Here is a 26412-nt window from a genome sequence, read left to right on the forward strand (position 1 = left end):
CTGGGCCGGAACGGCCGGCTTACGTCTGTGCAACGAGGAATACCCATGCAAGTTTCTGTTGAAAGCACCTCCGCTCTTGAGCGCCGCATGACCATCGGTGTCCCGGCCGAGCGCATCGAGACCGAAGTGACCAAGCGTCTGCAACAGACTGCCCGTCGTGCCAAGGTCGCTGGTTTCCGCCCCGGCAAGGTGCCGATGAGCGTGATCCGTCAGCGTTACGAAGACTCCGCTCGTCAGGAAGCCCTGGGCGACCTGATCCAGGCCACCTTCTACGAAGCCATCGTTGAGCAGAAGCTGAACCCGGCTGGTGCTCCGGCTGTAGAGCCGAAGTCCTTCGAGAAGGGCAAGGATCTGGAATACGTTGCGATCTTCGAGGTCATCCCTGAAATCCAGGTTGCCGGCCTCGACAGCATCGCCATCGAGCGCCTGCAGGCTGAAGTCGCTGACGCCGATGTCGACAACATGCTGGAAATCCTGCGCAAGCAGAACACCCGTTTCGAGGCCAGCGATCGTGCTGCCGAGAATGGCGACCAGCTGACCATCGATTTCGTTGGCAAGGTTGACGGTGAAGTCTTCGCCGGTGGTTCCGCCAAGGGCACGCAGCTGGTGCTGGGTTCCGGTCGCATGATCCCGGGCTTCGAAGATGCTCTGGTTGGCGTCAAGGCTGGCGAAGAGCGCGTGATCACCCCGACTTTCCCGGCTGACTACCAGAACCTCGATCTGGCCGGCAAAGCTGCCGAGTTCACTGTTACCGTGACTGCCGTTGCTGCCCCGCAACTGCCGGAGCTGAATGACGAGTTCTTCACCCTGTTCGGTGTGAAGGAAGGCGGTCTGGAAGGCTTCCGTGCCGAAGTGCGCAAGAACATGGAGCGCGAACTGCGCCAGGCCATCAAGTCCAAGGTCAAGAACCAGGTAATGGAAGGCCTGCTGGCCGCCAACCCGGTTGAAGTGCCGAAGGCGCTGATCGGCAACGAAGTGAATCGTCTGCGCGTGCAGGCTGTTCAGCAGTTCGGTGGCAACATCAAGCCTGATCAGCTGCCGGCCGAGCTGTTCGAAGAGCAGGCCAAGCGCCGCGTTTCTCTCGGTCTGCTGGTTGCCGAAGTGGTCAAGCAGTTCGAACTGAAGCCGGACGACGCCCGCGTACGCGAAGTGATCGAAGAAATGGCCTCGGCCTATCAGGAGCCGCAGCAGGTTGTGGCCTGGTACTACAAGAACGACCAGCAGCTGAACGAAGTGCGTTCGGTTGTACTGGAAGAACAAGTTGTAGATACTGTTCTGCAGAAGGCCAAAGTGACCGATAAAGCGGTCTCCTACGAAGAAGCGGTCAAGCCGGCGGAAGCTCCGCAAGCAGCCTGATCCCTCGCCTCGTTTGAGCACACCATAAGCCAGCCTTCGAGCTGGCTTATGCGTCTTTGGGATATGAACATTTATGGAGAGATCGCTGGATATGTCGCGTAATCAATTTATGCAGCAAATGCCTGATATCCAGGCCGCCGGTGGCCTGGTGCCGATGGTGGTGGAGCAGTCCGCCCGCGGCGAACGTGCCTACGATATCTACTCGCGCCTGTTGAAGGAGCGGGTGATCTTCCTGGTCGGTCCGGTCGAGGACTACATGGCCAACCTGGTGGTAGCCCAGTTGCTGTTCCTTGAAGCGGAAAATCCGGACAAGGACATCCACCTCTACATCAACTCCCCAGGTGGTTCGGTGACCGCTGGCATGTCGATCTACGACACCATGCAGTTCATCAAGCCAAACGTGTCGACCACCTGTATTGGTCAGGCTTGCAGCATGGGCGCCTTCCTGCTGACCGCTGGCGCTGAGGGTAAGCGTTACTGCCTGCCGAACTCGCGCGTGATGATTCACCAGCCGCTGGGCGGTTTCCAAGGTCAGGCGTCGGACATTGAAATTCACGCCAAGGAAATCCTCTTCATCCGTGAGCGTCTCAACATACTGATGGCTAAGCACAGTGGACGCACTTTGGAAGAAATCGAGCGCGATACCAATCGTGATAATTTCATGAGCGCCGAAGCCGCTCGTGAGTATGGGTTGATCGACGCAGTGATTGAACAGCGCCCCGCTTAATATAGGCAGCTCAAAATAGGGCGGTTTGGCGTGTCCGGCCGTCATGCAGGCTTGAAAATGCCTGCAATTGCCTCCATCTTGTGTTTCATGCCTATCGGATTTGGATTGATCGAATGACTGACACCCGCAATGGCGAGGACAACGGCAAGCTGCTTTATTGCTCCTTCTGCGGCAAAAGCCAGCATGAAGTGCGCAAATTGATTGCCGGCCCCTCGGTCTTTATCTGCGACGAGTGCGTCGACCTGTGCAACGACATCATCCGCGAGGAGGTGCAGGAAGCACAGGCCGAAAGCAGCGCGCACAAGTTGCCCGCGCCGAAAGAGATCAGCGGCATTCTGGATCAGTACGTCATCGGTCAGGAGCGCGCCAAGAAGGTGCTCTCCGTCGCGGTGTACAACCATTACAAGCGTTTGAATCAGCGTGACAAGAAAGACGATGTCGAACTGGGCAAGAGCAACATTCTGCTGATCGGTCCGACTGGCTCGGGTAAAACCCTGCTGGCCGAAACCCTGGCGCGTCTGCTCAATGTGCCGTTCACCATCGCCGATGCCACCACCCTGACCGAAGCTGGTTATGTGGGTGAGGACGTCGAGAACATCATTCAGAAGCTGCTGCAGAAGTGCGACTACGATGTCGAGAAGGCCCAGATGGGCATCGTCTACATCGACGAAATCGACAAGATTTCGCGCAAGTCGGACAACCCGTCGATCACCCGTGACGTTTCGGGCGAGGGCGTGCAGCAGGCGCTGTTGAAGCTGATCGAAGGTACCGTGGCTTCGGTTCCGCCGCAGGGCGGGCGCAAGCATCCCCAGCAGGAGTTCCTGCAGGTGGACACGCGCAACATCCTGTTCATCTGTGGCGGTGCGTTCTCTGGTCTGGAGAAGGTCATCCATGGTCGTTCGACCAAGGGTGGCATCGGCTTCAATGCCGAAGTGCGTAGCCAGGAGCTGGGCAAGAAGGTTGGCGAGGCGCTGCGTGAGGTTGAGCCGGATGATCTGGTCAAGTTCGGCCTGATTCCTGAGTTCGTTGGTCGTCTGCCGGTCATCGCGACTCTCGACGAGCTCGACGAGGCGGCGCTGATGCAGATCCTCACCGAACCGAAGAACGCGCTGACCAAGCAGTACGGCAAGCTCTTCGAAATGGAAGGCGTGGATCTGGAGTTCCGTCCGGACGCCCTGAAAGCCGTGGCTCATCGTGCGCTGGAGCGCAAGACCGGTGCCCGTGGCCTGCGTTCCATCCTCGAAGGTGTGCTGCTCGACACCATGTACGAGATCCCCTCGCAGAATGAAGTCAGCAAGGTGGTGATCGACGAAAGCGTGATCGAGGGTAATTCCAAGCCGCTGCTCATCTACGAAAACAGCGAGCCGCCCGCCAAGGCAGCTCCTGACGCGTGATGTCAGATACTTGATGAAATAAAGGGCCCTGCGGGGCCCTTTGTTTTTCCGGTGTCCTTGCTTGTTTTTTCCGGAGGCTGGCCCCATCTTAGGTTCAAGGGTCTCCCGTTCGTTTACGGCCAAATGGCCGCCGTAGAGCTGAAATCATGAAGACAACCATCGAACTGCCTCTCCTGCCCCTGCGTGATGTTGTGGTCTACCCACACATGGTCATCCCGCTCTTTGTCGGGCGTGAGAAATCCATTGAGGCCCTCGAGGCTGCAATGACCGGCGACAAGCAGATTCTCCTGCTGGCGCAACGCAATCCTGCCGATGACGATCCGGGCGAAGATGCCCTGTATCGCGTGGGTACCGTGGCTACGGTGCTGCAACTGCTGAAATTGCCGGACGGTACGGTCAAGGTACTGGTCGAAGGCGAACAGCGCGGCAGCATCGAACGCTTCATCGAGGTGGACGGCCATTGCCGCGCCGAAGTGCAGCTAATCGACGAGATGGAAGTCGCCGAGCGCGAGTCGGAAGTCTTCTCGCGCAGCCTGCTCAGCCAGTTCGAACAGTATGTGCAGCTGGGCAAGAAGGTTCCTGCTGAGGTGCTGTCTTCGCTGAACAGCATCGATGAGCCGGGCCGCCTGGTCGACACCATGGCCGCGCACATGGTGCTGAAGATCGAGCAGAAGCAGGAAATTCTCGAAATTACCGAGCTACCGGCCCGCGTTGAGCATGTGCTGGCGCTGCTGGATGCGGAAATCGACCTGTTGCAGGTGGAAAAACGTATCCGTGGTCGGGTCAAGAAGCAGATGGAGCGCAGCCAGCGCGAGTACTACCTGAATGAGCAGATGAAGGCCATTCAGAAGGAGCTGGGCGACATCGACGAAGGCCACAATGAAATCGATGAGCTGAAAAAGCGCATCGACAACGCCGGCCTGACCAAGGAAGCCCTGACCAAAGCCAATGCTGAGCTGAACAAGCTCAAGCAGATGTCACCGATGTCGGCCGAGGCCACGGTGGTGCGCTCCTACATCGACTGGCTGGTGAATGTGCCGTGGAAGGCCGAGAGCAAGGTCCGTCTGGACCTGGCCAAAGCCGAAGACATCCTCGATGCCGATCACTATGGTCTGGATGAGGTCAAGGATCGCATCCTCGAGTATCTCGCCGTGCAGAAGCGGGTGAAGAAGCTCAAGGGGCCCGTGCTGTGCCTGGTTGGCCCGCCTGGTGTGGGCAAGACGTCCCTGGCCGAGTCCATCGCCCGTGCGACCAACCGCAAGTTCGTGCGCATGGCGCTGGGTGGCGTGCGTGACGAAGCCGAGATTCGTGGGCATCGGCGGACCTACATCGGCTCCATGCCGGGTCGCTTGATCCAGAAGATGACCAAGGTTGCCGTGCGCAACCCGCTGTTCCTGCTCGACGAAATCGACAAGATGGGCCAGGACATGCGTGGCGATCCGGCTTCGGCGCTGCTGGAAGTGCTCGATCCGGAACAGAACCACAACTTCAATGACCATTACCTGGAGGTCGATTACGACCTGTCGGATGTGATGTTCATCTGTACCGCCAACTCCATGAATATCCCCGGCCCGCTGCTGGACCGCATGGAGGTGATTCGTCTGCCCGGTTATACCGAGGACGAGAAGATCAATATCGCGGTCAAGTACCTGGCACCCAAGCAGATCGAGGCCAATGGCCTGAAGAAAGGCGAGATCGAGTTCGCGGAAGCGGCGATTCGCGACATCATTCGTTACTACACCCGCGAGGCTGGTGTGCGCAGCCTGGAGCGACAGATCGCCAAGGTCTGCCGCAAGGCGGTGAAGGAGCACTCCAAGGAAAAACGTTTCAAGGTGTTGGTGACCGACGAGTTGCTCGAGCATTTCCTCGGCGTGCGTCGTTATCGCTATGGTCTGGCCGAGCAGCAGGATCAGATCGGTCAGGTCACAGGTCTGGCGTGGACCCAGGTGGGTGGTGAGTTGCTGACCATCGAGACCGCTGTGGTGCCCGGCAAGGGGCAATTGATCAAGACCGGCTCGCTGGGTGACGTGATGGCCGAGTCGATGACTGCCGCGCTCACCGTAGTGCGTAGCCGGGCCAAAAGCCTGGGGATTGCGCTGGACTTCCACGAGAAGCGTGATGTGCACATTCACATGCCGGAAGGTGCAACGCCGAAGGATGGCCCGAGTGCCGGTATCGGTTTGTGCACGGCTCTGGTGTCGGCGCTGACGCAAATTCCGGTGCGTGCCGATGTGGCCATGACCGGCGAGATTACCCTGCGTGGTCAGGTACTGGCGATTGGCGGCTTGAAGGAGAAGTTGCTGGCTGCTCACCGTGGTGGAATCAAGACGGTGATCATTCCTGAGGAAAATGTGCGCGATTTGAAGGAAATTCCCGAAAATATTAAGCAAGACCTGACCATTAAGCCGGTTAAATGGATTGACGAGGTCCTGCAAATTGCGCTGCAATACGCCCCGGAGCCCTTGCCCGATGCGGCTCCCGAGATGGTTGCAAAGGATGACAAGCGCGAGTCTGATTCCAAGGAGCGAATCAGCACGCATTAGCCGTAGGGCTTCCTTGACACATTTTTCGAGCCCTTGCTATAAAGCGGCTCTTACGTGTCAGCCAGGCCCTTCAGCACCCGCTTTGCTTACACCAAACAATTAAGAAACAACTCAACAGAGATAAGGGGACTTAGAGTGAACAAGTCGGAACTGATCGATGCCATCGCCGCATCTGCTGATATCCCGAAAGCTGTTGCTGGCCGCGCGCTGGACGCAGTGATCGAATCCGTCACTGGCGCCCTGAAGGCTGGTGATTCCGTGGTGCTGGTTGGCTTCGGTACTTTCGCTGTCAAAGAGCGTGCTGCTCGCACTGGCCGTAACCCGCAGACCGGCAAGCCGATCAGCATTGCTGCTGCCAAGATCCCTGGCTTCAAAGCTGGTAAAGCCCTGAAAGACGCCGTCAACTAAGCGTCTCTCTGGCCTTGCCCTTCCAGGTCGGGCTGGTCCCGACCTGGTCGGAGTGGTGGTTCAGTCGAGCCAGAGCCACTCCACCAGTTACCGAGAAGGCGCATCCTAGGATGCGCCTTTCTTTTATCCGGATTTTACCCACGCTGCATGGCTGCTTGTTCAGCGCAGCCGTTTCGGGGGATGCATGCTGCAGAACATCAGGGACAATTCACAGGGGTGGATTGCCAAGACCATCGTCGGCGTTATCGTCGCGCTGATGGCTTTCACCGGATTCGACGCCATCGTCAACTCCGCCAGCAACAGCAAGAATGCTGCCGACGTCAACGGTGAGAAAATCACCCAGGACACGCTTAGTCGTGCTGTTGATATGCAGCGCCGCCAGTACATTCAGCAGTTCGGCAAAGACTTCGATGTCTCGATGCTGGACGACAAGCTGCTGCGCGAATCGGCGCTGAATGCCTTGATCGAGCGCAACCTGCTGCTGCAGGGCGCCAAAGATTCCGGCATGGCCTTTTCCCAGGCTGCACTCGATCAGTTGATCCTCGGCATGCCGCTGTTTCAGCAAGACGGCAAGTTCGATGCCGCCCGCTTTGACCAGGTCATTCGACAGGAGGGCTTTACCCGGATGCAGTTCCGCGAGCGCCTGGAGCAGGATGTGCTGGTCAGCCAGCTGCAAGCCGGTCTGGTGGGCAGCAGTTTCCTCACCGACGCCGAGCTCAGCGCTTTCGTCCGTCTGGACAAGCAGACTCGCGATTTCGCCACGCTGACCCTGAAGGCTGACACCGGCGCTGTGCAGCTCCAGGATGAAGAGCTCAAGAAGTTCTACGAAGAGCATGCCGATCAGTTCATGAGCCCTGAACAGGTGGTTCTGGACTACGTCGAATTGAAGAAAGAAGCCTTCTTCGACCGCGTCGAAATCAAGGACGACGAGCTGCAGGAGCTGTACCAGAAGGAAATCGCCGGTTTGGCCGAACAGCGCCAGGCGGCGCATATCCTGCTGGAGGTCAACGACAAGCTCAGCGACGAGCAGGCCAAGGCCAAGCTCGAGGACGTGAAGAAGCGGCTGCAGCAGGGTGAAGACTTTGCCGCCCTGGCCAAGGAGCTGTCGCAGGATCCGGGTTCGGCTGCCAATGGCGGTGATCTGGGTTACGCCGGTCCGGGTGTCTACGACCCGGCCTTCGAGGAGGCGCTCTACAGCCTCAAAGAGGGCGAAGTCTCCGCTCCGGTACGCAGCCAGTTTGGCTGGCACCTGGTCAAGCTGCTCGGTGTGCAAGCGGCCGATGTGCCGAGCTTTGACAGCCTGAAAGACAAGCTGATTGCCGACAACAAGGCGCCGCGTGTCGAGCAGCTGTTCGTCGAAGCGGCCAAGGCCCTGGAAGATGCCGCCTATGAGGCCTCTGACCTGGCCCAGCCGGCTCAGGAGCAGGGGCTTACCGTGCAAACCACGGCAGCCTTTGGCCGCGAGGGTGGCAGCGAAGGTCTGGCGGCCAATCGTCAGGTGATCCAGGCGGCTTTCAGTGAGGACCTTCTGGAAGGCGGCGCCAACAGCACTGCCATCGAGCTGGATCCGGCCACCGTGGTGGTCATCCGAGTCAAGGAGCACAAAAAGTCCGAACTGCTGCCCTTCGATCAGGTGCAGAACAGCATTCGTGACACCCTGACCTTGCAACGCGCCAATGAGGCGGTCAAGGCCAAGGGCGAGGCGCTACTGGTCAGCCTGCGTGAAGGCAAGACGCCGGTCGAGCAGGCTGAGGACGGGCAGAGCTGGAAGGTCGTCGAGGCGGCTACCCGCAGTCAGGAGGGCATCGAGCCCGTGCTGCTGCAGGCGCTGTTCCGTATGCCAAAACCTGCTGAAGATGGTACGCCGACTTTCGCAGGCGTCAGCCAGGGCAACGGTGACTACGTGCTGCTGCGCCTGAACGGCGTCGGTCAGCCGCAAGCCGAGCTGAGCGAAGAAGAGAAGAGCATGTACCGCCGCTTCCTGGCTTCGCGCCTGGGGCAGCAGGACTTCAATGCCTTCCGTGCGGAACTGAAAGAACAGGCTGATATCGAGCGGTACTGATCGAGGTGCTGCCCTGCGGGGCAGCTAGCCAGCCACAAAAAAGGCCGCTATCAGCGGCCTTTTTTGTGGCTGGGTGAAACTCAGTCTTCCATGGCGCCCATGGCGGTGGTGTTGAAACCGCCGTCGACATAGAGGATTTCGCCACTGATGCCCGAGGCCAGGTCGGAGCAGAGGAAGGCACCGGCGTTGCCGACTTCGTCGATGGTGACGTTGCGGCGCAGGGGGGTCTGCTTCTCGTTGGCGGCGAGCATCTTGCGGAAGCTCTTGATGCCCGAGGCGGCGAGGGTACGGATCGGCCCGGCGGAGATGGCGTTGACGCGGGTACCTTCCGGGCCGAGGCTGCCGGCCAGGTAGCGTACGCCGGCTTCCAGACTGGCCTTGGCCATGCCCATCACGTTGTAGTTGGGCATGGTGCGTTCGGCGCCCAGGTAGGACAGGGTCAGCAGGCTGCCGTTGCGGCCCTGCATCAGCTCGCGACCGGCCTTGGCCAGGGCGACGAAGCTGTAGGCGCTGATGTCATGGGCGATCTTGAAGCCTTCACGGGTGGTGACCGCAGTGAAGTCGCCATCCAGCTGGTCGCCGGGGGCGAAACCGACCGAGTGGACGATGCAGTCCAGGCTGTCCCATTTCTGGCTGAGGGCGGCAAAGGCGCTGGCGATCTCTTCATCGCTGGCGACGTCGCAGGGGAAGCACAGCTCGGCGCTGGAGCCCCAGCCGGCGGCGAATTCCTCGACGCGGCCTTTCAGCTTTTCGTTCTGATAAGTGAAGGCGAGCTCGGCGCCTTCGCGGTGCATGGCGGCGGCGATGCCCGAGGCAATCGACAGCTTGCTGGCCACGCCAACAATCAGTACGCGCTTACCGGTGAGAAAACCCATGTGCGTTGTTCCTCTTCTGGTTAGTCAGGAGTTGCGGGAGCCAGGAAGGCGGCTTCCAGCAACTGCCGGGTATAAGTGTGCTGCGGTGCGGCGAAGATCGCGTCAGCCTGGCCTTGCTCCACTACCTTGCCCTGTTTGACCACCATCAGCTGGTGGCTCAGGGCCCTGACCACCGCCAGATCATGGCTGATGAACAGGTAGGTCAGGTTGTACTTGGCCTGCAACGAGCGCAGTAGCTCCACCACTTGGCGCTGTACCGTGCGGTCGAGCGCCGACGTGGGCTCGTCCAACAGAATCAGCGCCGGTTTCAGCACCAGTGCCCGGGCAATGGCAATTCGCTGCCGCTGCCCGCCGGAAAACTCATGGGGGTAGCGATGCCGGGTTTCCGGATCCAGACCTACTTCCACGAGCGCGTCGATGACTGCCTGTTCCTGCTCCGCCTGCGTACCCATGCGATGGATGCGCAAGCCTTCGCCAACGATCTGCCCGACTGACATGCGCGGGCTGAGGCTGCCGAAGGGGTCCTGAAAGACCACCTGCATCTGCCGTCGCCATGGCCTCACGGCCTGCTGCGACAACCCGTTCAATGCCTGGCCCTGGAAGCGAATGGCGCCCTGGCTGCCAAGCAGGCGCAGGATCGCCAGACCGAGGGTGGACTTGCCGGAACCACTTTCGCCGACGATGCCCAGAGTCTGGCCCTGGGGCAGGCTGAAGTTGATGCCGTCCACCGCCTTCACATGGTCGACCGTGCGCCGCAGCAACCCTTTCTTGATCGGGAACCACACTCGCAGGTCGTCCACTTCCAACAGCGGTACGCCGGCGGGGTTATCCGCCGGTTCGCCGCTGGGCTCGGCACCGAGCAGTTCCTGGGTATAGGGATGCTGCGGCGCATGGAACAATTCTTCACACGACGCCTGTTCGACGATGCGACCGCGCTGCATGACACATACGCGATGGGCGATTCTTCGTACCAGGTTTAGATCGTGGCTGATCAGCAGCAGGGCCATGCCTAGGCGGGCTTGCAGCTCCTTGAGCAATTCGAGGATTTTCAGCTGGACGGTGACGTCCAGGGCGGTGGTCGGTTCGTCGGCGATCAGCAGTTCCGGCTCGTTGGCCAGCGCCATGGCAATCACCACGCGCTGGCGCTGGCCGCCGGATAACTCATGGGGATAGGCATGCAGGCGCTTGTGCGGCTCGGGAATGCCGACCAGCTCCAGCAGCTCCAGGGTGCGTGCGGTGGCGGCCTTGCCGGTGAGGCCCTTGTGCAGGCCGAGCACTTCGTTGATCTGCTTGCCGATGCTGTGCAGCGGGTTGAGCGAGGTCATCGGCTCCTGGAACACCATGGCGATGCGGTTGCCACGGATGCCGCGCAGCTTGGCCTCGTCGAGCTTGAGCAGGTCCTGCCCCTGGAACAGGATGCTGCCGGCCGGGTGTTGTGCCAGCGGATAGGGCAGCAGGCGCAGGATCGAGTGCGCCGTGACCGATTTGCCGGAGCCGCTTTCGCCGACCAGAGCCAGGGTTTCGCCCTTGCGGATGTCGAAGCTGACGCCTTCGACTACACGCTGTTTGAGGTCGCCGGTGACGAACTCGACGGCGAGGTCGCGCACTTCGATCAGGTTGTTCGATTCGCTCATCTTATTTCCTCGGATCGAAGGCATCGCGAGCCGCTTCGCCGATGAAGACCAGCAGGCTCAGCATCAACCCCAGTACGACGAAGGCGCTGATGCCCAGCCAGGGGGCCTGCAGGTTGGACTTGCCCTGGGCCACCAGTTCACCGAGCGAGGGCTCGCCGGCGGGCAGGCCGAAGCCGAGGAAGTCCAGCGAGGTCAGGGTGCCGATCGCGCTGGTGATGATGAAGGGCATGAAAGTCAGGGTCGAGACCATGGCGTTGGGCAGGATGTGGCGGAACATGATGGCGCCGTTCTGCATGCCCAGGGCGCGGGCGGCGCGCACGTATTCCAGGTTGCGCCCACGGAGGAATTCGGCACGTACCAGGTCGACCAAGGTCATCCAGGAGAACAGCAGCATGATCCCCAGCAGCCACCAGAAGCTCGGTTGCACGAAGCTGGAGAGGATGATCAGCATGAACAGCATCGGCAGGCCCGACCAGATTTCCAGGAAGCGTTGCCCGACCAGGTCGATCCAGCCGCCATAGAAGCCCTGCAGGGCGCCGGCGATCACACCGATGATCGAGCTGAGTACGGTCAGCACCAGGGCGAACAGGATCGAGATGCGGAAGCCGTAGATGATTCGCGCCAGCACGTCACGGCCCTGGTCATCGGTGCCCAGCCAGTTCTGCGCCGAGGGCGGGGCGGGCGAGGGCACCTGCAGGTCGTAGTTGATGCTGCTGTAGTCGAAGGGGATCAGCGGCCAGAGCATCCAGCCGTCCTTGGCGGCGACCAGTTCGCGGATATAGGGGCTCTTGTAGTTGGCCTGCAGCGGGAATTCGCCGCCAAAGGTGGTTTCCGCATAGCGTTTGAACACCGGGAAGTACCACTCGCCGTCGTAACGCACCGCCAGTGGCTTGTCGTTGGCGATCAGTTCGGCGCCGAGGCTGAGGGTGAACAGGGCGAGAAACAGCCACAGCGACCACCAGCCGCGCTTGTTGGCCTTGAAGCGGGCAAAGCGCCGCTGATTGAGAGGGGAGAGCGTCATCATCAATTCTCCCGGCTATCGAAGTCGATGCGCGGGTCGACCAGGGTGTAGGACACGTCGCTGAGCAGCTTGGCCAGCAGACCGAACAGGGAAAAGATGAACAAGGTGCCGAACACCACCGGGTAGTCACGATTGACGATCGACTCGAAGCCGAGCAGGCCCAGGCCGTCGAGGGAGAACACCACCTCGATGAGCATCGAGCCGGTGAAGAAAATGCCGAGGAAGGCGCTGGGGAAACCGGCGATGATGATCAGCATGGCGTTGCGGAACACATGGCCGTAGAGCACCTGATGGTTGCTCAGGCCCTTGGCGCGGGCGGTGATCACGTACTGCTTGCTGATCTCGTCGAGGAAGCTGTTCTTGGTCAGCAGGGTCAGGGTGGCGAAGTTGCCGATCACCAGCGCGGTTACCGGTAAGACCAGGTGCCAGAAGTAGTCGAGGATCTGCCCGCCGAGGCTCAGTTCGTCGAAGTTGTTCGAGGTCAGCCCGCGTAGCGGGAACCAGTCCCAGTAACTGCCGCCGGCGAACAGCACGATCATCAGGATGGCGAAGAGGAAGGCCGGGATGGCGTAGCCGATAATGATCGCGGAGCTGGTCCAAACATCGAAGGCGCTGCCGTGGCGGGTGGCCTTGGCGATGCCCAGAGGTATGGAGATCAGGTAGGTGATCAGGGTGCTCCACAGGCCGAGGGAAATCGACACCGGCATCTTCTCGATGATCAGGTCGATGACCTGGGTATCACGGGCGAAGCTGACGCCGAAATCCAGCTGGGCGTAGTTCTTCAGCATGATCCAGAAGCGTTCCGGCGCCGACTTGTCGAAGCCGTACATGCGCTCGATCTCGGCGATCAGGTCGGGGTCCAGGCCCTGGGCGCCACGGTAGGTCGAACCGGCCACCGCCACTTCGCCGCCACCACCGGAAACGCGCCCGGTGGCGCCACCGGAGGCGGCATCGAAGCCTTCCAGCTTGGCGATCATCTGCTCGACCGGCCCGCCGGGCGCGGCCTGGATGATGATGAAGTTGATCAGCAGGATGCCCAGCAGGGTGGGAATGATCAGCAGCAGGCGGCGCAGGATATAGGCGAGCATCAGTTGGCTTCCTGCGCAGGTTCGGCTGGCGCGGCGGCGGGCGCGCTGGCCTGCGCTTCTTCCCACCAGGTCAGCAGGCCGTAGTCATACAGCGGCGTGACCGCTGGGCGGCCGAAGCGCTTCCAGTAGGCCACGCGCCAGGTGTCGACGTAGTAGTTGGGCACCACGTAGTGGCCCCAGAGCAAGGCGCGATCGAGGGCGCGGGCATGGGTGATCAGCGCCTTGCGCGAGTCGGCGCGAATCAGACCCTCCACCAGCTTGTCGATGGCCGGATCACGCAGGCCCATGTAGTTGCGGCTGCCGGGGTTGTCGGCGCTGCTGGAGTGCCAGTACTCGCGCTGTTCATTACCCGGTGAGTTGGACTGCGACCAGATGGCCGAAGTCATGTCGAAGTCGCGCGAGTTGAGGCGGTTGATGTACTGGGACACGTCGACCCGGCGGATCTGCAGATCGATGCCCAGCTCGGCCAAGTTGCGTTTGAACGGCAGGATCACCCGCTCCAGGTTGGCCTGGAAGTTGAGGAATTCGAAGCTCAGCTGCTGGCCATTGGCATCGACCATCTTGTCGTTGTCGATGCGGTAGCCCGCTTCGGTCAGCAACTGGTAGGCGCGCCGGCTCTGCTCGCGAATGATGCCGCTGCCATCGCTGACCGGCGGTTTGAAGGCCTGGGTAAAGACTGCCGGTGGCAGTTGTGCCCGCAGCGGCTCGAGCAGCTTCAGCTCGTCGGCATCCGGCAGGCCGCTGGCCGCCATTTCCGAGTTCTCGAAATAGCTGTGGGTACGCTTGTAGGCACCGTAGAACAGTTGCTTGTTGGCCCATTCGAAGTCGAACAGCAGGGCGATGGCCTCGCGCACGCGGGCATCCTGGAACAGCGGGCGGCGCAGGTTGAACACATAACCCTGCATGCCGACCGGGTTGTGGTTGGTGATGGATTGCTGGACGAACTTGCCGGCGCTCAGGGCCGGGGAGTCGTAGCCGGTGGCCCAGTCCTTGGCCGAGTACTCGAGGTTGACGTCGAAGCTGCCTTTCTTGAAGGCCTCGAGGGCGACTGCGCTGTCGCGGTAGTACTCGATCTGGATGGTGTCGAAGTTGTACTGGCCGCGCGCCACGGGCAGGTCCTTGGCCCACCAGTCCTTGATCCGCTCGAAGCGCAGGGCGCTGCCCGGCTCGACCTTGGTGATCTGGTAGGGGCCGCTGCCCAGCGGTGGCTCCAGGCTGCTCTTGGTGAAGTCGCGATCGGCCCACCAGTGCTTGGGCAGGATCTGCAACTGGCCGAGGATCAGTGGCAGCTCACGGTTATCCGGGTGCTTGAAGTCGAAGCGCACGCGCAGTTTGTCCTCGACCACCACCTGCGCCACATCGGCGTAGTAGTGGCGGTACTGCGGTGTGCCTTTCTCGATCAGCGTGTTGAAGGTAAAGGCCACGTCCTCGGCGGTGACCGGGGTGCCATCATGGAAGCGGGCCTTGGGGTTGAGGATAAAGCGCACGAAGCTGTTGTCGGGTGCCTTGTCGATCTTCTCGGCGAGCAGGCCGTACTCGGTAAAGGGTTCGTCTGGCGAGTGGTAGGTCAGGCTGTCGTAGATCAGGCCGATCTGCGCCGGCGCATTGCCCTTGGTGATGAACGGATTGAAGCTGTCGAAGCCGCTCAGGCCCGGCAGGCGCAGGATGCCGCCTTTGGGCGCATCCGGGTTCACATAGTCGAAGTGCTGGAAGTTGGCCGGATATTTTGGGGCTTCGCCATACAGGGTCAGGGCGTGTTGCGGAGCGGCCTGGGCCAGGCCGGCTATCAGCAGCAGGCCGGCGCCCAGGGCGCGCAGGGGGTTAGTCATCGAGCGGTCTCCGTGGGCTTCAGCCACCAGGCCCGCAGCCCCAAGGTGTAGGGCGGGGTGGTGACGAAGGCGAACCGGTTACGGTACGCCAGGCGGTGATGATTGATGTACCAGTTAGGAATGCTGTAGTGCTGCCAGAGCAGTACGCGGTCGATAGCGCGGCTGGCGGCCACCTGTTCGTCGCGGCTCTGCGCTTCCAGGAGTTTTTCCAGCAGTGCATCGACGACCGGGTGGGTGACGCCCGCGTAGTTCTTGCTGCCTTTGACATCGGTCTGGCTGGAATGGAAGTACTGCACTTGCTCCAGGCCTGGACTCAGGCTCTGTGGCAGGGTCATGAGGATCATGTCGTAGTCGAAGTGATCCAGGCGCTGTTTGTACTGGGCGCGGTCGACGGTACGCAGGTTGACCTGGATGCCGATGCTGGCGAGGTTCTCGGTGTAGGGTTGGAGAATGCGCTCAAGGTTCGGGTTGACCAGCAGGATCTCGAAGCGCAGCGGCTCGCCCTTGCTGTTGACCAACTTGTGTCCGGAGGGTTTCCAGCCGGCCTCGCCCAGCAGGCCCATGGCCTTGCGCAGTGTGTCCCGCGGAATGCCGCGGCCGTCGGTTTCCGGCAGGCTGAACGGCTCCTTGAACAAGGATGCCGGCAGTTGCTTGCGGTACGGCGACAGCAGCAGCCACTCGCGGCCTTCCGGCTTGCCGCTGGCGGCGAACTCGCTGTTCGGGTAGTAGCTGCTGGTGCGCTTGTAGGCGCTGTTGAACAGCGCGCGGTTGGTCCATTCGAAGTCGAACATCAGGCCCATGGCTTCGCGCACCTTGCGTTCGGCGAAGATGGCGCGGCGGCTGTTCATGAACAGCGCCTGGGTCTGGGTCGGGATCTGGTGCGGAATTTCGGCGCGGATCACCTCGCCCCGGGCGATGGCGGGGAAGCGATAGCCGGTGGCCCAGTTTTTCGCCTGGTGCTCGATATAGAAGTCGAACTCGCCGGCCTTGAAGGCTTCGAAGGCGACACTGCTGTCGCGGTAGAACTCCACCTCGACCCGGTCGAAGTTGTATTTGCCACGGTTGACCGGCAGCTTCTCGCCCCACCAGTCCTTGACCCGCTCGAACACCAGGCTGCGTCCGGGGCTGATCGCGCTGACCTTGTACGGTCCACTGCCCAGCGGCACGTCAAAGCTGGTGGCCTTGAAGTCGCGCTTCTTCCAATAGTGCTGCGGCAGTACCGGCAGTTCGCCAAGCCGCAGGATTAGCAGCGGGTTGCCGGCGCGTTTGAAGACAAAACGGATGCGATGACGGTTGAGGATGTCGACCCGCTGTACTTCCTGCAGGTTGGTGCGGTACTGCGGGTGGCCATCCTTGACCAGCAGGCGATAGGAAAAGGCCACGTCATAGGCGGTGATCGGCTTGCCATCGTGGAAGCGCGCTTCTTCGCGCAGGTTGAACACCACCCAGCTGCGGTCCTCGCTGTACTCCACGCTCTTGGCGATCAGCCCATAGCTGGTGGCCGATTCGTCGCCCGAGGGGTCGTACTGGCCGGTGCCAGCCATCAGCGGTTCATTCAGCTCGCTGACGCCGTACTGCATGAAGTTGGGCGCGGCGGATGGACTGCTACCCTTGAAACTATAAGGGTTGAGCGTGTCGAATGTGCCATAGGCCATGACTCGCAGCGTGCCGCCTTTGGGTGCGTCGAGGTTCACCCAGTCGAAGTGGGTGAAGCTGGCGGGGTATTTGAGGGTGCCGAACTGGGCGTAGCCGTGGCTTTCGCTAAGGGTCGCGAAGGCGGGAAAGCTCAGGGCCAGACCAACAATCAGCAGGAGCAGGGAACGCATTGGGCGCAAGATCCAGTCCATGGCGGCTTTGGGCTTCTCAGTAGGTACAGTAACAGCTTGTATCCGCAGGAAAAAGAGTGCCTTTTTCAGGGCATGTCCCATCAATATGATTACACTGAAATAAATTGAAATAGAGGTTGGCATCTTGGTGGAGCGCAGTGTGGGTGTGCAGGCATGGATAGACCGCCTGAATCAGGCCGAATTGCCCGCTTTAGCTGCGGTGGTGCAGGATTTGCACCGACTTTCCCAGGCCGACAAGGCCTCGGTGCAGCAACTGGCCGATGTACTGTTGCGTGATGCCTCGTTGACTTCCAAGGTGCTGCGGGTCGGCAACAGCGTCTATTACAACCCCTCCCAGGAAGGCATCCGCACTATTTCCCGAGCCATCGTGCTGATTGGCTTCGACAATGTGCGGCTGATCGGCATGTCGGTCAGCCTGATCGACAGCCTGCTGACCAAGGTGCCGCGCGAGCAGCTGCAGATGCTGCTGGCGCGCTCTTTTCATGCCGCCGTACAGGCGCGCAACATCGCCGGTTACGTGCTGACCAAGAACCAGGAAGAGGTCTTTATCGCTGCGCTGCTGCACACGGTCGGCGAACTGGCGTTCTGGGCCTGTGGTGGTGATCAGGCTGACGAGCTGGCCGATGCCCTGGAGCAGCCCAATGTGGATGCCGACGAGGCGGTGCGCCAGGTGCTCGGCACCAGCTTCCGCCAGCTTACTCTGGGCCTGGTGAAAAGCTGGAACCTGGGCGAGTTAGCAACCTTCGCCCACGGCAGCGGCAACCAGCATGATCCGGCGGTGCGGGCGATCAACCTGGGTGTGAAAATCAGCGAGGCGGCTCTGAACGGCTGGGACTCGCCGGAGATGGAAAAATTGGTGCAGCAGTTGGCAGACTTCACCGGGGTCAGCCCGGAAGATGCCTTGAAGCAGGTGCTGGAGAGCGCGGAAGAGACCGTCGAGGTGGCTGCCACCTTCGGCGCTAGCCAGCTGTGCCGGCTGATTCCCAATACCGACCCCGAGCAGATCAAGCTGCAACAGCAGGAGCGCAAGGCGCGCCTGCTGCAGCCGGACCTGCTGGCGCTGCAGCAGGCGCTGCAGGACCTGGGCATGATGATCGGCCAGAAGGGCGATGTCGGCCAGATCCTCGATACCCTGCTCAAGGGCCTGCATCAGGGCGCCGGGCTGGAACGGGTGATGTTGGCAGTGCTGGCTGACGGACAGAGCCGTTTCCGTGCCAAGCGGGCAGTGGGCGAGGGCACCGAGCAGTGGCTGACGGACTTCCAGTTGCCGGCGGCGCAAATCGAGCAGCCGCATATCTTCAGCTACGCCCTGCGTAACCGTGAGGCTTTGTGGATGGGGGTGCCGGCCAGCTACAACCTGGCCGAACTGGTGACCCTGCCGATGCGCCAGCTACTCGGCCAGGGCATGTTCTTCATTGCCCCGATCATGGCTGGAACCCGCGAAATCGGTGTGCTGTATGCCGACAGCCGAGTATCCGGGCGGGCGCTCAAGCATGAGCAGTTCGTGGCTTTCCAGCGCTTTACCCAGCTGACCGGGCGTTGCCTGGAGGCGCTAACCAAGCGCTGAGACGTTGCAGGCGTAGGTAGCCCGGATGCAATCCGGGAACAGGCAACTCCGCTCCCCGGATTGCATCCGGGCTACAAGTCTCAGTTGAGATACAGGGTCAGGGTCTGTCCCGGTTTCAGCGAGTTGCTGTTGCTGCGCGGGTTCCAGCGCTGCAGGTGCTTCAGGTCGACCTTGAAGCGCTGAGCGATCAGATACAGCGAGTCGCCTGACTTGACCCGGTAATAGGTGACGTTCTGGCGGCTGGCGGGCTTGGCGGCAGCCACCGAGTTGCCGGTGCCACCGCTGGCCCCGCTACCCCCATGGATCACCAGGGACTGACCGAGGCTCAGCTTGCTGCGCGCATTGAGCTTGTTCCAGCGTTGCAGGTCTTTAAGCGAGACATTGTTGCTGTTGGCGATCTGCCAAAGGGTGTCGCCACTCTTTACCTTGTAATTGCGCGGCCCGGCGCTCGGCGTGGCCTTGGCAACCTGCTGGTGCAGCGGCTGGCTCGGCTCGCGATCACCGGCGGCGGGAATGCTGAGGATCTGGCCAACTCGCAGGCTGTTGCTCTTGAGCTTGTTGACGTCCTTCAGGGTATTGACCGTCAGGTGGTAGCGGTTGGCAATGCTGTGCAGGTTGTCGCCGTTGCGCACGCGGTATTCCTGCCAGCTCACCACCTGCTGGGGCTTCATCAGGGCCAGGTTGGCGTTGAGCAGCTCGGCTTTCCCGGTGGGCACCAGCAGGTGCTGCGGGCCGTCCATGGTGATGCCTTTCTTGAAGGCCGGATTGAGGCTCTGCAGTTCGTCCTCTTCCATGTCGACCAGGGCTGCCACCCGTGCCAGGTCGAGGCCCGGTTTGCTCGCCACCTGCTCGAAATAGGGCTCGTTGGCGATTGGGTCCAGGCGCACGCCGTAGGCCTCAGGCGACATGACGATCTGCGACAGAGCCAGCAGTTTGGGCACGTAGGCCTGGGTTTCCTTGGGCAGCGGCAGGTTCCAGTAGTCGGTCGGCAGGCCGAGTTTCTGGTTGCGTTCGATGGCCCGGCTGACGGTGCCTTCGCCGGCGTTGTAGGCCGCCAGGGCCAGCAGCCAGTCGCCGTTGAACATGTCGTGCAGGCGGCTCAGGTAGGTCATTGCGGCGTTGGTCGAGGCGACGATGTCGCGGCGGCCGTCGTACCAGTTGGTCTGGCGCAGGTTGAAGTGGCGACCGGTAGAGGGAATGAACTGCCAGATACCCACGGCATGGCTGCGCGAGTAGGCGAACGGGTTATAGGCGCTTTCGATGACCGGCAGCAAAGCCAGCTCCATCGGCATATTGCGCTCTTCCAGGCGCTCGACCACGTAATGGATATAGCGGCTGCCGCGGTCGCTGGCGTTTTCCAGGAAGGAGGGGTTGCTGGCGAACCACAGACGTTGCTGCTCAATACGCGGATTGACGCCGATTTCGTCCTGCAGCTGGAAGCCTTCGCGCATGCGCTCCCAGATGTCGCGTGGTTCTTCGGGTTCGGCTTCCTGGCTCAGCCACTCCGGCTCCTGCTGCAGGCTGACGGCGCGATCGGTATCGCGGTCGTTCTCCGGGGTGGACGGCGCCATGTTCTGGCAACCGGCAATAAACAGACAGGCCAACACCGCCAGAGCCCTTGCTCTTTGTGCCAATGCAGCTGAATCAAGGGAGCTGAAAGGTAATAAAAACATTAGGCGCTAGTACCTGGCGGCGCTAAAAAGTTGGGGGATTCTAGGAACGCCCCCTGGGGTGGTCAAGTTTTCACCAGTCCATTGGTCACTTTTTAACCAGGCCTGAAGCTGTCTTTCCACCTGCGCAGGCTGGCAAACACCTCGTCCGGCGAGCGCTGCTGGGGGCCTTCCCGCTCGTCTATTTTTTCTTTAATGGATGTTTCGGCGCAGCGCAGGAAGGGGTTGATGGCTTTTTCCAGGGCGATGGTCGAGGGCAGGCTGATGCGTCCTGCCGTACGCCATGCGCTGACTGCGGCAAAGTGGGTGGCGACGGCCGCATTGTGCGGCTCCACGGCGCGAGCGAAGTGCAGATTGCTCAGGGTGTATTCGTGGGTGCAGTAGACCAGCGTGGCATCCGGCAGGCTGGCCAGCCGGCTCAGCGATGCATGCATCTGCGCCGGGCTGCCTTCGAACAGGCGTCCGCAGCCCGCGGAGAACAGGGTATCGCCGCAGAACAGCCAGGGCTGCGCGGGATCGGCGTGGTAGTAGGCGATATGGCCGAGGGTGTGGCCGGGCACCTCATGGATGACGAACTCGCGGTCGAGCACGCTGATGCGATCACCTTCAGCCAAGGCTACGTCGCGCTCCGGGATGCGTTCCTGCGCCGGGCCGTACACGCGGGCGCCGGTGGCGGCCTTGAGCTGGGCAATGCCGCCGATATGGTCCGGGTGGTGATGGGTGATCAGGATGTCGCTGAGTTGCCAGTCCGCATGGGCGGCGAGCCAAGCCAGTACCGGCGCGGCGTCACCCGGATCGACCACGGCGCAGCGGCGCTGGGCATGGTCCTGCAGGAGCCACAGGTAGTTGTCGCTGAAGGCGGGCAGGGCGTCGATCTGAAACATTTTTCGGGGTCGCCAAGTGAGGGGCATTGGCGCATCTTAAGCGGCAAAGCCCTGCTTGTGTCACTGGAGGTTCCCGATGAACGAGCAACCTTTCGCCCAGGCCGATGGCGATTGGCTGGACCTCACCCAGGCGGCCCGCGAGTGGCTGGCTTCGCCGCTCGGCGAGCTGTTGCTGGAAGAAGAGCGCCGCGCGCTGGATGAAGAACTGGTGCGTTATTTTGGTGGCTACCTGGTGCATTACGGCCCGGCGGCGGCCCAGCCACCCAAGGCGCCGCAGATCCGCTGCAACGTACGCCTTGGCGCGCCGCTGGTCGGCGTGGACATCGCCTGCGAAGAGCAGGCCTGGCCGCTCGGTGAGCACGCTGCCGATGTGGTGGTGCTGCAGCATGGTCTGGATTTCTGCCTGTCGCCCCACGGCCTGCTGCGTGAGGCGGCGCACAGCGTGCGCCCGGGCGGCCATCTACTGATTGTCGGGATCAACCCGTGGAGTGCCTGGGGCCTGCGTCATTACTTCGCCCGTGATGGCTTTCGCCAGGCCCGCTGCATCTCGCCGGCACGCATGAGCGACTGGCTCAGCCTGCTCGGCTTCGCGCTGGAGAAACGCCGCTTCGGGTGCTATCGTCCGCCTCTTGCTTCAGCGGCCTGGCAATCGCGCCTGGCCCGGCTGGAGACCTGGGGCGGTGCCTGGCAGATGCCGGGTGCGGGCTTCTATCTGTTGGTAGCGCGCAAGCTGGTGGTCGGCTTGCGGCCGCTGCGACCTGTGCAACGGGCCACCATGGGCAAGTTGCTGCCAATGCCGGTGGCCAAAGTCAGCCGCCGCGATTCCGAGCAGTAGATAAGTAGTCAATGAGCGAAGAAATAGTCGAGATCTACACCGATGGCGCCTGCAAGGGCAATCCCGGCCCAGGCGGCTGGGGCGCGCTATTGGTCTTCAAGGGCGCTGAAAAAGAGCTCTGGGGCGGCGAGCCCAATACCACCAACAACCGCATGGAACTGATGGCGGCGATCTGTGCCCTGATCGCGCTGACCCGTCCCTGTTCCGTGCGCCTGGTGACCGACTCGCAGTACGTGATGAAGGGTATCCAGGAATGGATGCCGAACTGGAAGAAGCGTGGCTGGAAGACGGCCGCCAAGGAGCCGGTGAAGAACGCCGACCTGTGGCAGGCGCTGGACGAGCAGGTCAACCGCCATAACGTGACCTGGCAGTGGGTGCGCGGGCATACCGGCCACCCCGGCAACGAGAAGGCCGACCAGTTGGCCAACCGCGGCGTCGATGAAGTGAGGGCAATGAAACATGCGTAGTGTGGTGTTGGATACTGAAACCACGGGCATGCCGGTGACCGATGGGCACCGCATCATCGAGATCGGCTGTGTCGAGCTGGAAGGTCGGCGCCTGACCGGGCGGCATTTCCATGTCTACCTGCAGCCGGATCGCGAGATCGACGAAGGCGCGGTGGCGGTGCACGGCATCACCAGCGAATTCCTCGCCGACAAACCGCGCTTTCGCGATGTCGCTGATGAGTTTTTCGAGTTCATCAACGGCGCCCAGCTGATCATCCACAACGCGGCGTTCGACGTCGGCTTCATCAACAACGAGTTCGCCCTGCTCGGGCAGAGCGAGCGCGCCGAAGTCAGCGACTACTGCGGCATCCTCGATACCCTGCTGATGGCCCGCGAGCGTCATCCGGGGCAGCGCAACAACCTCGATGCCCTGTGCAAACGCTATGGCGTTGACAACTCCGGCCGTGACCTGCACGGCGCGCTGCTCGACGCCGAGATCCTCGCCGACGTCTACCTGACCATGACCGGCGGCCAGACCCACCTGTCGCTGGCCGGCGAGGGTGGCGATGGCAGTGGCCGGCAGATGCCCAGCCCGATCATTCGCCTGGATGCCAACCGGGCGCCAACCCGCATCATCCGCGCCAGCGAGGCCGAACTGGCTGCCCATGCTGCGCGCCTGGCGGTGATCGAAAAGTCCGCCGGAGCGCCGTCGCTGTGGGCGCAGCTGGAAACGCCGAAAGAAAGCTGAGGCTAGGGCAAAGGTTGTCCAGGCGACCTTTTCTTACAGCTTGCTGCACAGGGGGTTCCGCCCGTCCGGGCGAGCTTCTAACCTGAGGGGATAGGCCGCTGCCGGCCCCTCAGGAATTCATAATGTACAAAGACCTGAAATTCCCCGTCCTCATCGTCCATCGCGACATCAAGGCCGACACCGTAGCCGGCGAACGCGTGCGGGCGATTGCCGAGGAACTGAGCCAGGATGGCTTCACCATCCTTTCTACCGCCAGCTCCGCCGAGGGGCGCATCGTTGCCTCCACCCACCATGGCCTGGCCTGCATCCTGGTCGCCGCCGAAGGGGCGGGGGAGAATCAGCGCCTGCTGCAGGACATGGTCGAGCTGATCCGCATCGCCCGCGTACGGGCGCCGCAGCTGCCGATCTTCGCCCTCGGCGAGCAGGTGACCATCGAGAACGCGCCGGCCGAGGCCATGGCCGATCTCAACCACCTGCGCGGCATCCTCTACCTGTACGAAGACACCGTGTCCTTCCTCGCCCGCCAGGTGGCGCGCGCCGCGCACAACTACCTCGACGGCCTGCTGCCGCCTTTCTTCAAGGCCCTGGTGCAGCACACCGAGCAGTCCAACTATTCCTGGCACACGCCCGGCCACGGCGGTGGCGTGGCCTACCGCAAGAGCCCGGTAGGGCAGGCCTTCCATCAGTTCTTCGGCGAGAACACCCTACGCTCCGACCTCTCGGTGTCGGTGCCCGAGCTGGGCTCGCTGCTCGACCATACCGGCCCCTTGGCCGAGGCCGAGGCCCGCGCCGCGCGCAACTTCGGCGCCGACCACACCTTCTTCGTGATCAACGGCACCTCGACGGCGAACAAGATCGTCTGGCACTCGATGGTCGGCCGCGACGACCTGGTGCTGGTCGATCGCAACTGCCACAAGTCGATCCTCCACTCGATCATCATGACCGGCGCCATCCCGCTGTACCTGTGTCCGGAGCGCAACGAGCTGGGCATCATCGGGCCGATTCCGCTGAGCGAGTTCAGCAAGGAATCGATCCAGGCCAAGATCGACGCCAGCCCGCTGGCCAAGGGCCGTGCGCCCAAGGTCAAACTGGCGGTGGTGACCAACTCCACCTACGACGGCCTCTGTTACAACGCCGAGCTGATCAAGCGCACCCTGGCCGATAGCGTCGAGGTGCTGCATTTCGACGAGGCCTGGTACGCCTACGCGGCGTTCCACGAGTTCTATGCCGGGCGCTATGGCATGGGCACCGAGTGCGGCGAGAAGACCCCGCTGGTGTTCACCACCCACTCCACCCACAAGCTGCTGGCAGCCTTCAGCCAGGCTTCGATGATCCATGTGCAGGACGGCGGTGCGCGTCAGCTGGACCGTGAACGCTTCAACGAAGCCTTCATGATGCATATCTCCACCTCGCCGCAGTACGGCATCATCGCCTCGCTGGACGTGGCCTCGGCAATGATGGAAGGCCCAGCCGGGCGCTCGCTGATCCAGGAAACCTTCGACGAGGCGCTGAGCTTCCGTCGCGCCCTGGCCAACCTGCGGCAGAACCTCAAGGCCGATGACTGGTGGTTCAGCATCTGGCAGCCGCCGCAAGCCGAGGGCGTGCAGACCGGCGACTGGCTGCTGCAACCGAACGCCGCCTGGCACGGTTTCGGCGAGATCGCCGAGGACTATGTACTGCTCGACCCGATCAAGGTCACTCTGGTGATGCCGGGGCTGTCCGCCGAGGGCGCGCTGGCCGAGTCGGGCATTCCCGCGGCGGTGGTCAGCAAGTTCCTCTGGGAGCGCGGCCTGGTGGTGGAGAAGACCGGCCTGTATTCCTTCCTGGTGCTGTTCTCCATGGGCATCACCAAGGGCAAGTGGAGCACCCTGCTTACCGAACTGCTGGAGTTCAAGCGCCACTACGACGCCAACGTCGCGCTGATCGATGCCTTGCCCTCGATCGCCCGCGAGGATGCCGCGCGCTACGCCGGCATGGGCCTGCGCGATCTGTGCGACCAGCTGCATGCCTGCTACCGCGAAAACGCCACGGCCAAGGCGCTCAAGCGCATGTACACGGTGCTGCCGCAGGTAGCGATCAAGCCGGCCGACGCTTACAACCAGCTGGTGCGTGGCGAGGTCGAGGCGGTGCCGATCGAACAGCTGGAAGGGCGGATCGCCGCGGTGATGCTGGTGCCTTATCCGCCAGGCATTCCGCTGATCATGCCGGGTGAGCGCTTCACTGCCGAGACTCGTTCGATCATCGATTACCTGCAGTTCGCCCGCACCTTCGACCGCCAGTTCCCCGGCTTCGATGCCGATGTGCATGGCCTGCAGAAGCAGGAAGATGGGCAATACGCAGTGGATTGCCTCAAAACCTGACGCGCCGGGCCGCAGTGATGTGGCTCGGTGATTTTCCCGATGTTTCGGCCTGGCCGCAGAGCACGTTGCGGTCAGCGCCTAGCTTTTGGGCTAAGGTTTAAACAGATCAATCGCTTAACGAGCACACTCAGAAATAACCTGAGCTTTGTGAGCGTGTTGTCCATCACAGTGGCCAGCATCGACATTTATTGCATGCTTGTTATAGTTGGGCGGTTAAACCCATAACAATGTTTCTATGCGCGCCGCCTGGCGCCACGCCTTCGAGGATGATCTGCGTGCCGGACTACAAAGCCTTCCGTGTCGAGTTGAACGACAAGATTGCCCACGTACAGATCAACCGCCCGGAAAAGGTCAACGCGATGAACGCGGACTTCTGGGCGGAGATCGTCGATATCTTCCGCTGGATCGACGACACCGATGAAGCGCGCGTGGTGGTGCTTTCCGGCGCCGGCAAACACTTCTCCTCGGGTATCGACCTGATGCTGCTCGCCCAGGCCGGCAGCGCGCTGGGCAAGGATGTCGGCCGTAATGCCGAAGCCCTGCGGCGTAAAATTCTTCAGCTGCAAGCCTCCTTCAATGCCGTCGACAACTGCCGCAAACCGGTGCTGGCGGCTATCCAGGGCTATTGCCTGGGCGGCGCCATCGACCTGATCGCCGCCTGCGACATGCGTTACAGCACTGTCGATGCACAGTTCTCGATCAAGGAGATCGACATGGGCATGGCGGCCGACGTCGGCACCCTGCAGCGTCTGCCGCGCATCATCGGCGACGGCATGATGCGTGAACTGGCCTACACCGGCCGCACCATCGATGGCGACGAAGCCCAGCGTATCGGTCTGGTCAATCGTACCTACGCCAGCCAGGAAGAACTGCTGGCCGGCGTGCTGGCACTGGCCGGCGAGATTGCGGCGAAGTCGCCAATTGCCATCCGTGGCACCAAACACATGATTCGCTACATGCGCGATCACCGCGTCGATGACGGCCTGGAGTACGTGGCCAACTGGAATGCCGCGATGCTGCAATCTGCTGACCTGCGCGTGGCCATGGCCGCGCACATGAGCAAGCAGAAAGCCGAATTTGCCGACTGATGCAGTACCAGCCTAGCGAGGTGCAGTAGA

20 protein-coding genes are annotated in these 26412 nt (G+C 61.8%); 12 read left to right on the plus strand and 8 right to left on the minus strand.

Features of this window, described 5'->3' with window-relative positions; translation table 11 throughout:
* The first annotated feature begins 45 nt into the window (after nt 1-45).
* From tig to HNE05_RS08440, 6 genes are all read left to right on the plus strand, one after another.
* Nucleotides 46-1356 carry a trigger factor gene (gene tig / locus HNE05_RS08415; RefSeq protein ID WP_173205546.1) on the plus strand — a complete coding sequence of 437 codons (1311 nt, stop codon included), beginning with the start codon at nt 46-48 and terminating at the stop codon, nt 1354-1356.
* A 91-nt stretch (nt 1357-1447) separates the two neighbouring features.
* Entirely contained in the window at nt 1448-2083 is a 636-nt protein-coding gene (gene clpP / locus HNE05_RS08420; RefSeq protein ID WP_173205549.1) for an ATP-dependent Clp endopeptidase proteolytic subunit ClpP, read from the plus strand.
* Between the two features lie 113 nt (nt 2084-2196).
* Nucleotides 2197-3477 (plus strand): ATP-dependent Clp protease ATP-binding subunit ClpX, encoded by a 1281-nt coding sequence (gene clpX, locus HNE05_RS08425; RefSeq protein ID WP_173205552.1) that lies wholly within the window; start codon nt 2197-2199, stop codon nt 3475-3477.
* Nucleotides 3478-3623: 146 nt separating this feature from the next.
* The gene (gene lon / locus HNE05_RS08430; RefSeq protein WP_173205555.1) at nt 3624-6020 is read left to right on the plus strand and encodes an endopeptidase La; all 2397 of its coding nucleotides are present in this window, start codon (nt 3624-3626) and stop codon (nt 6018-6020) included.
* A gap of 135 nt (nt 6021-6155) precedes the next feature.
* Nucleotides 6156-6428: a nucleoid-associated protein HU-beta gene (gene hupB / locus HNE05_RS08435; protein ID WP_003239952.1), complete on the plus strand. Its 273-nt coding sequence runs from the start codon at nt 6156-6158 to the stop codon at nt 6426-6428.
* 184 nt (nt 6429-6612) lie between these two features.
* Complete coding sequence (locus tag HNE05_RS08440; protein ID WP_173205558.1) at nt 6613-8490, plus strand: SurA N-terminal domain-containing protein; 1878 nt, start codon at nt 6613-6615, stop codon at nt 8488-8490.
* A gap of 80 nt (nt 8491-8570) precedes the next feature.
* On the opposite strand, the gene fabI is transcribed toward HNE05_RS08440, so the two are convergent.
* From fabI to HNE05_RS08470, 6 genes are read right to left on the minus strand one after another with little or no spacing between them, the layout of a single operon-like run.
* Nucleotides 8571-9365, minus strand: coding sequence for an enoyl-ACP reductase FabI (fabI, locus tag HNE05_RS08445; protein WP_173205561.1), 795 nt, complete (start codon nt 9363-9365; stop codon nt 8571-8573).
* A 20-nt stretch (nt 9366-9385) separates the two neighbouring features.
* Complete coding sequence (locus tag HNE05_RS08450) at nt 9386-10999, minus strand: ABC transporter ATP-binding protein (protein WP_173205564.1); 1614 nt, start codon at nt 10997-10999, stop codon at nt 9386-9388.
* A gap of 1 nt (nt 11000) precedes the next feature.
* Nucleotides 11001-12020, minus strand: coding sequence for an ABC transporter permease (locus HNE05_RS08455; protein WP_173211635.1), 1020 nt, complete (start codon nt 12018-12020; stop codon nt 11001-11003).
* A 2-nt stretch (nt 12021-12022) separates the two neighbouring features.
* Nucleotides 12023-13108, minus strand: coding sequence for a microcin C ABC transporter permease YejB (locus HNE05_RS08460; protein ID WP_173205567.1), 1086 nt, complete (start codon nt 13106-13108; stop codon nt 12023-12025).
* Nucleotides 13108-14937 (minus strand): extracellular solute-binding protein, encoded by a 1830-nt coding sequence (locus tag HNE05_RS08465; protein ID WP_173205570.1) that lies wholly within the window; start codon nt 14935-14937, stop codon nt 13108-13110. The genes HNE05_RS08460 and HNE05_RS08465 overlap by 1 nt, the downstream gene beginning before the upstream one ends.
* Nucleotides 14934-16763 carry an extracellular solute-binding protein gene (locus HNE05_RS08470; RefSeq protein WP_173205574.1) on the minus strand — a complete coding sequence of 610 codons (1830 nt, stop codon included), beginning with the start codon at nt 16761-16763 and terminating at the stop codon, nt 14934-14936. Before HNE05_RS08470 ends, HNE05_RS08465 begins: the two co-directional genes overlap by 4 nt.
* Before the next feature lie 166 nt (nt 16764-16929).
* On the opposite strand from HNE05_RS08470, the gene HNE05_RS08475 reads away from it, so the two are divergent.
* Nucleotides 16930-18351: an HDOD domain-containing protein gene (locus HNE05_RS08475; protein WP_420827004.1), complete on the plus strand. Its 1422-nt coding sequence runs from the start codon at nt 16930-16932 to the stop codon at nt 18349-18351.
* A gap of 80 nt (nt 18352-18431) precedes the next feature.
* On the opposite strand, the gene HNE05_RS08480 is transcribed toward HNE05_RS08475, so the two are convergent.
* Both HNE05_RS08480 and gloB read right to left on the minus strand, forming a co-directional pair.
* On the minus strand, nt 18432-20024 hold the full coding sequence (locus tag HNE05_RS08480) for a lytic transglycosylase (RefSeq protein ID WP_173205581.1): 1593 nt from the start codon (nt 20022-20024) through the stop codon (nt 18432-18434).
* Nucleotides 20025-20116: 92 nt separating this feature from the next.
* A complete protein-coding gene (gene gloB, locus HNE05_RS08485; RefSeq protein WP_173205584.1) occupies nt 20117-20905 on the minus strand; it encodes a hydroxyacylglutathione hydrolase in 789 nt (262 codons plus the stop codon).
* 76 nt (nt 20906-20981) lie between these two features.
* Here gloB and HNE05_RS08490 point away from each other — a divergent pair, with 76 nt between their 5' ends.
* The 5 genes from HNE05_RS08490 (at nt 20982) to HNE05_RS08510 (ending at nt 26382) form a co-directional block, all read left to right on the plus strand.
* Nucleotides 20982-21740: a class I SAM-dependent methyltransferase gene (locus HNE05_RS08490; RefSeq protein ID WP_173205587.1), complete on the plus strand. Its 759-nt coding sequence runs from the start codon at nt 20982-20984 to the stop codon at nt 21738-21740.
* 11 nt (nt 21741-21751) lie between these two features.
* On the plus strand, nt 21752-22207 hold the full coding sequence (gene rnhA / locus HNE05_RS08495; protein WP_173205590.1) for a ribonuclease HI: 456 nt from the start codon (nt 21752-21754) through the stop codon (nt 22205-22207).
* On the plus strand, nt 22200-22934 hold the full coding sequence (dnaQ, locus tag HNE05_RS08500; protein ID WP_173205593.1) for a DNA polymerase III subunit epsilon: 735 nt from the start codon (nt 22200-22202) through the stop codon (nt 22932-22934). Before rnhA ends, dnaQ begins: the two co-directional genes overlap by 8 nt.
* Before the next feature lie 122 nt (nt 22935-23056).
* Nucleotides 23057-25294 (plus strand): Orn/Lys/Arg family decarboxylase, encoded by a 2238-nt coding sequence (locus tag HNE05_RS08505; protein WP_173205596.1) that lies wholly within the window; start codon nt 23057-23059, stop codon nt 25292-25294.
* A 275-nt stretch (nt 25295-25569) separates the two neighbouring features.
* Nucleotides 25570-26382 (plus strand): crotonase/enoyl-CoA hydratase family protein, encoded by an 813-nt coding sequence (locus tag HNE05_RS08510; protein ID WP_173205599.1) that lies wholly within the window; start codon nt 25570-25572, stop codon nt 26380-26382.
* Nucleotides 26383-26412: the final 30 nt, after the last annotated feature.

This window comes from Pseudomonas campi, assembly GCF_013200955.2.
Lineage (GTDB): Bacteria > Pseudomonadota > Gammaproteobacteria > Pseudomonadales > Pseudomonadaceae > Aquipseudomonas > Aquipseudomonas campi.

Bases quoted from the DNA above. Each gene is read 5' to 3' on its own strand.
- tig (WP_173205546.1), top strand. From the start codon at position 46: ATGCAAGTTTCTGTTGAAAGCACCTCCGCTCTTGAGCGCCGCATGACC.
- clpP (WP_173205549.1), top strand. From the start codon at position 1,448: ATGTCGCGTAATCAATTTATGCAGCAAATGCCTGATATCCAGGCCGCC.
- clpX (WP_173205552.1), top strand. From the start codon at position 2,197: ATGACTGACACCCGCAATGGCGAGGACAACGGCAAGCTGCTTTATTGC.
- lon (WP_173205555.1), top strand. From the start codon at position 3,624: ATGAAGACAACCATCGAACTGCCTCTCCTGCCCCTGCGTGATGTTGTG.
- HNE05_RS08440 (WP_173205558.1), top strand. From the start codon at position 6,613: ATGCTGCAGAACATCAGGGACAATTCACAGGGGTGGATTGCCAAGACC.
- fabI (WP_173205561.1), bottom strand. From the start codon at position 9,365: ATGGGTTTTCTCACCGGTAAGCGCGTACTGATTGTTGGCGTGGCCAGC.
- HNE05_RS08450 (WP_173205564.1), bottom strand. From the start codon at position 10,999: ATGAGCGAATCGAACAACCTGATCGAAGTGCGCGACCTCGCCGTCGAG.
- HNE05_RS08455 (WP_173211635.1), bottom strand. From the start codon at position 12,020: ATGACGCTCTCCCCTCTCAATCAGCGGCGCTTTGCCCGCTTCAAGGCC.
- HNE05_RS08460 (WP_173205567.1), bottom strand. From the start codon at position 13,108: ATGCTCGCCTATATCCTGCGCCGCCTGCTGCTGATCATTCCCACCCTG.
- HNE05_RS08465 (WP_173205570.1), bottom strand. From the start codon at position 14,937: ATGACTAACCCCCTGCGCGCCCTGGGCGCCGGCCTGCTGCTGATAGCC.
- HNE05_RS08470 (WP_173205574.1), bottom strand. From the start codon at position 16,763: ATGCGTTCCCTGCTCCTGCTGATTGTTGGTCTGGCCCTGAGCTTTCCC.
- HNE05_RS08480 (WP_173205581.1), bottom strand. From the start codon at position 20,024: ATGTTTTTATTACCTTTCAGCTCCCTTGATTCAGCTGCATTGGCACAA.
- gloB (WP_173205584.1), bottom strand. From the start codon at position 20,905: ATGTTTCAGATCGACGCCCTGCCCGCCTTCAGCGACAACTACCTGTGG.
- HNE05_RS08490 (WP_173205587.1), top strand. From the start codon at position 20,982: ATGAACGAGCAACCTTTCGCCCAGGCCGATGGCGATTGGCTGGACCTC.
- rnhA (WP_173205590.1), top strand. From the start codon at position 21,752: ATGAGCGAAGAAATAGTCGAGATCTACACCGATGGCGCCTGCAAGGGC.
- dnaQ (WP_173205593.1), top strand. From the start codon at position 22,200: ATGCGTAGTGTGGTGTTGGATACTGAAACCACGGGCATGCCGGTGACC.
- HNE05_RS08505 (WP_173205596.1), top strand. From the start codon at position 23,057: ATGTACAAAGACCTGAAATTCCCCGTCCTCATCGTCCATCGCGACATC.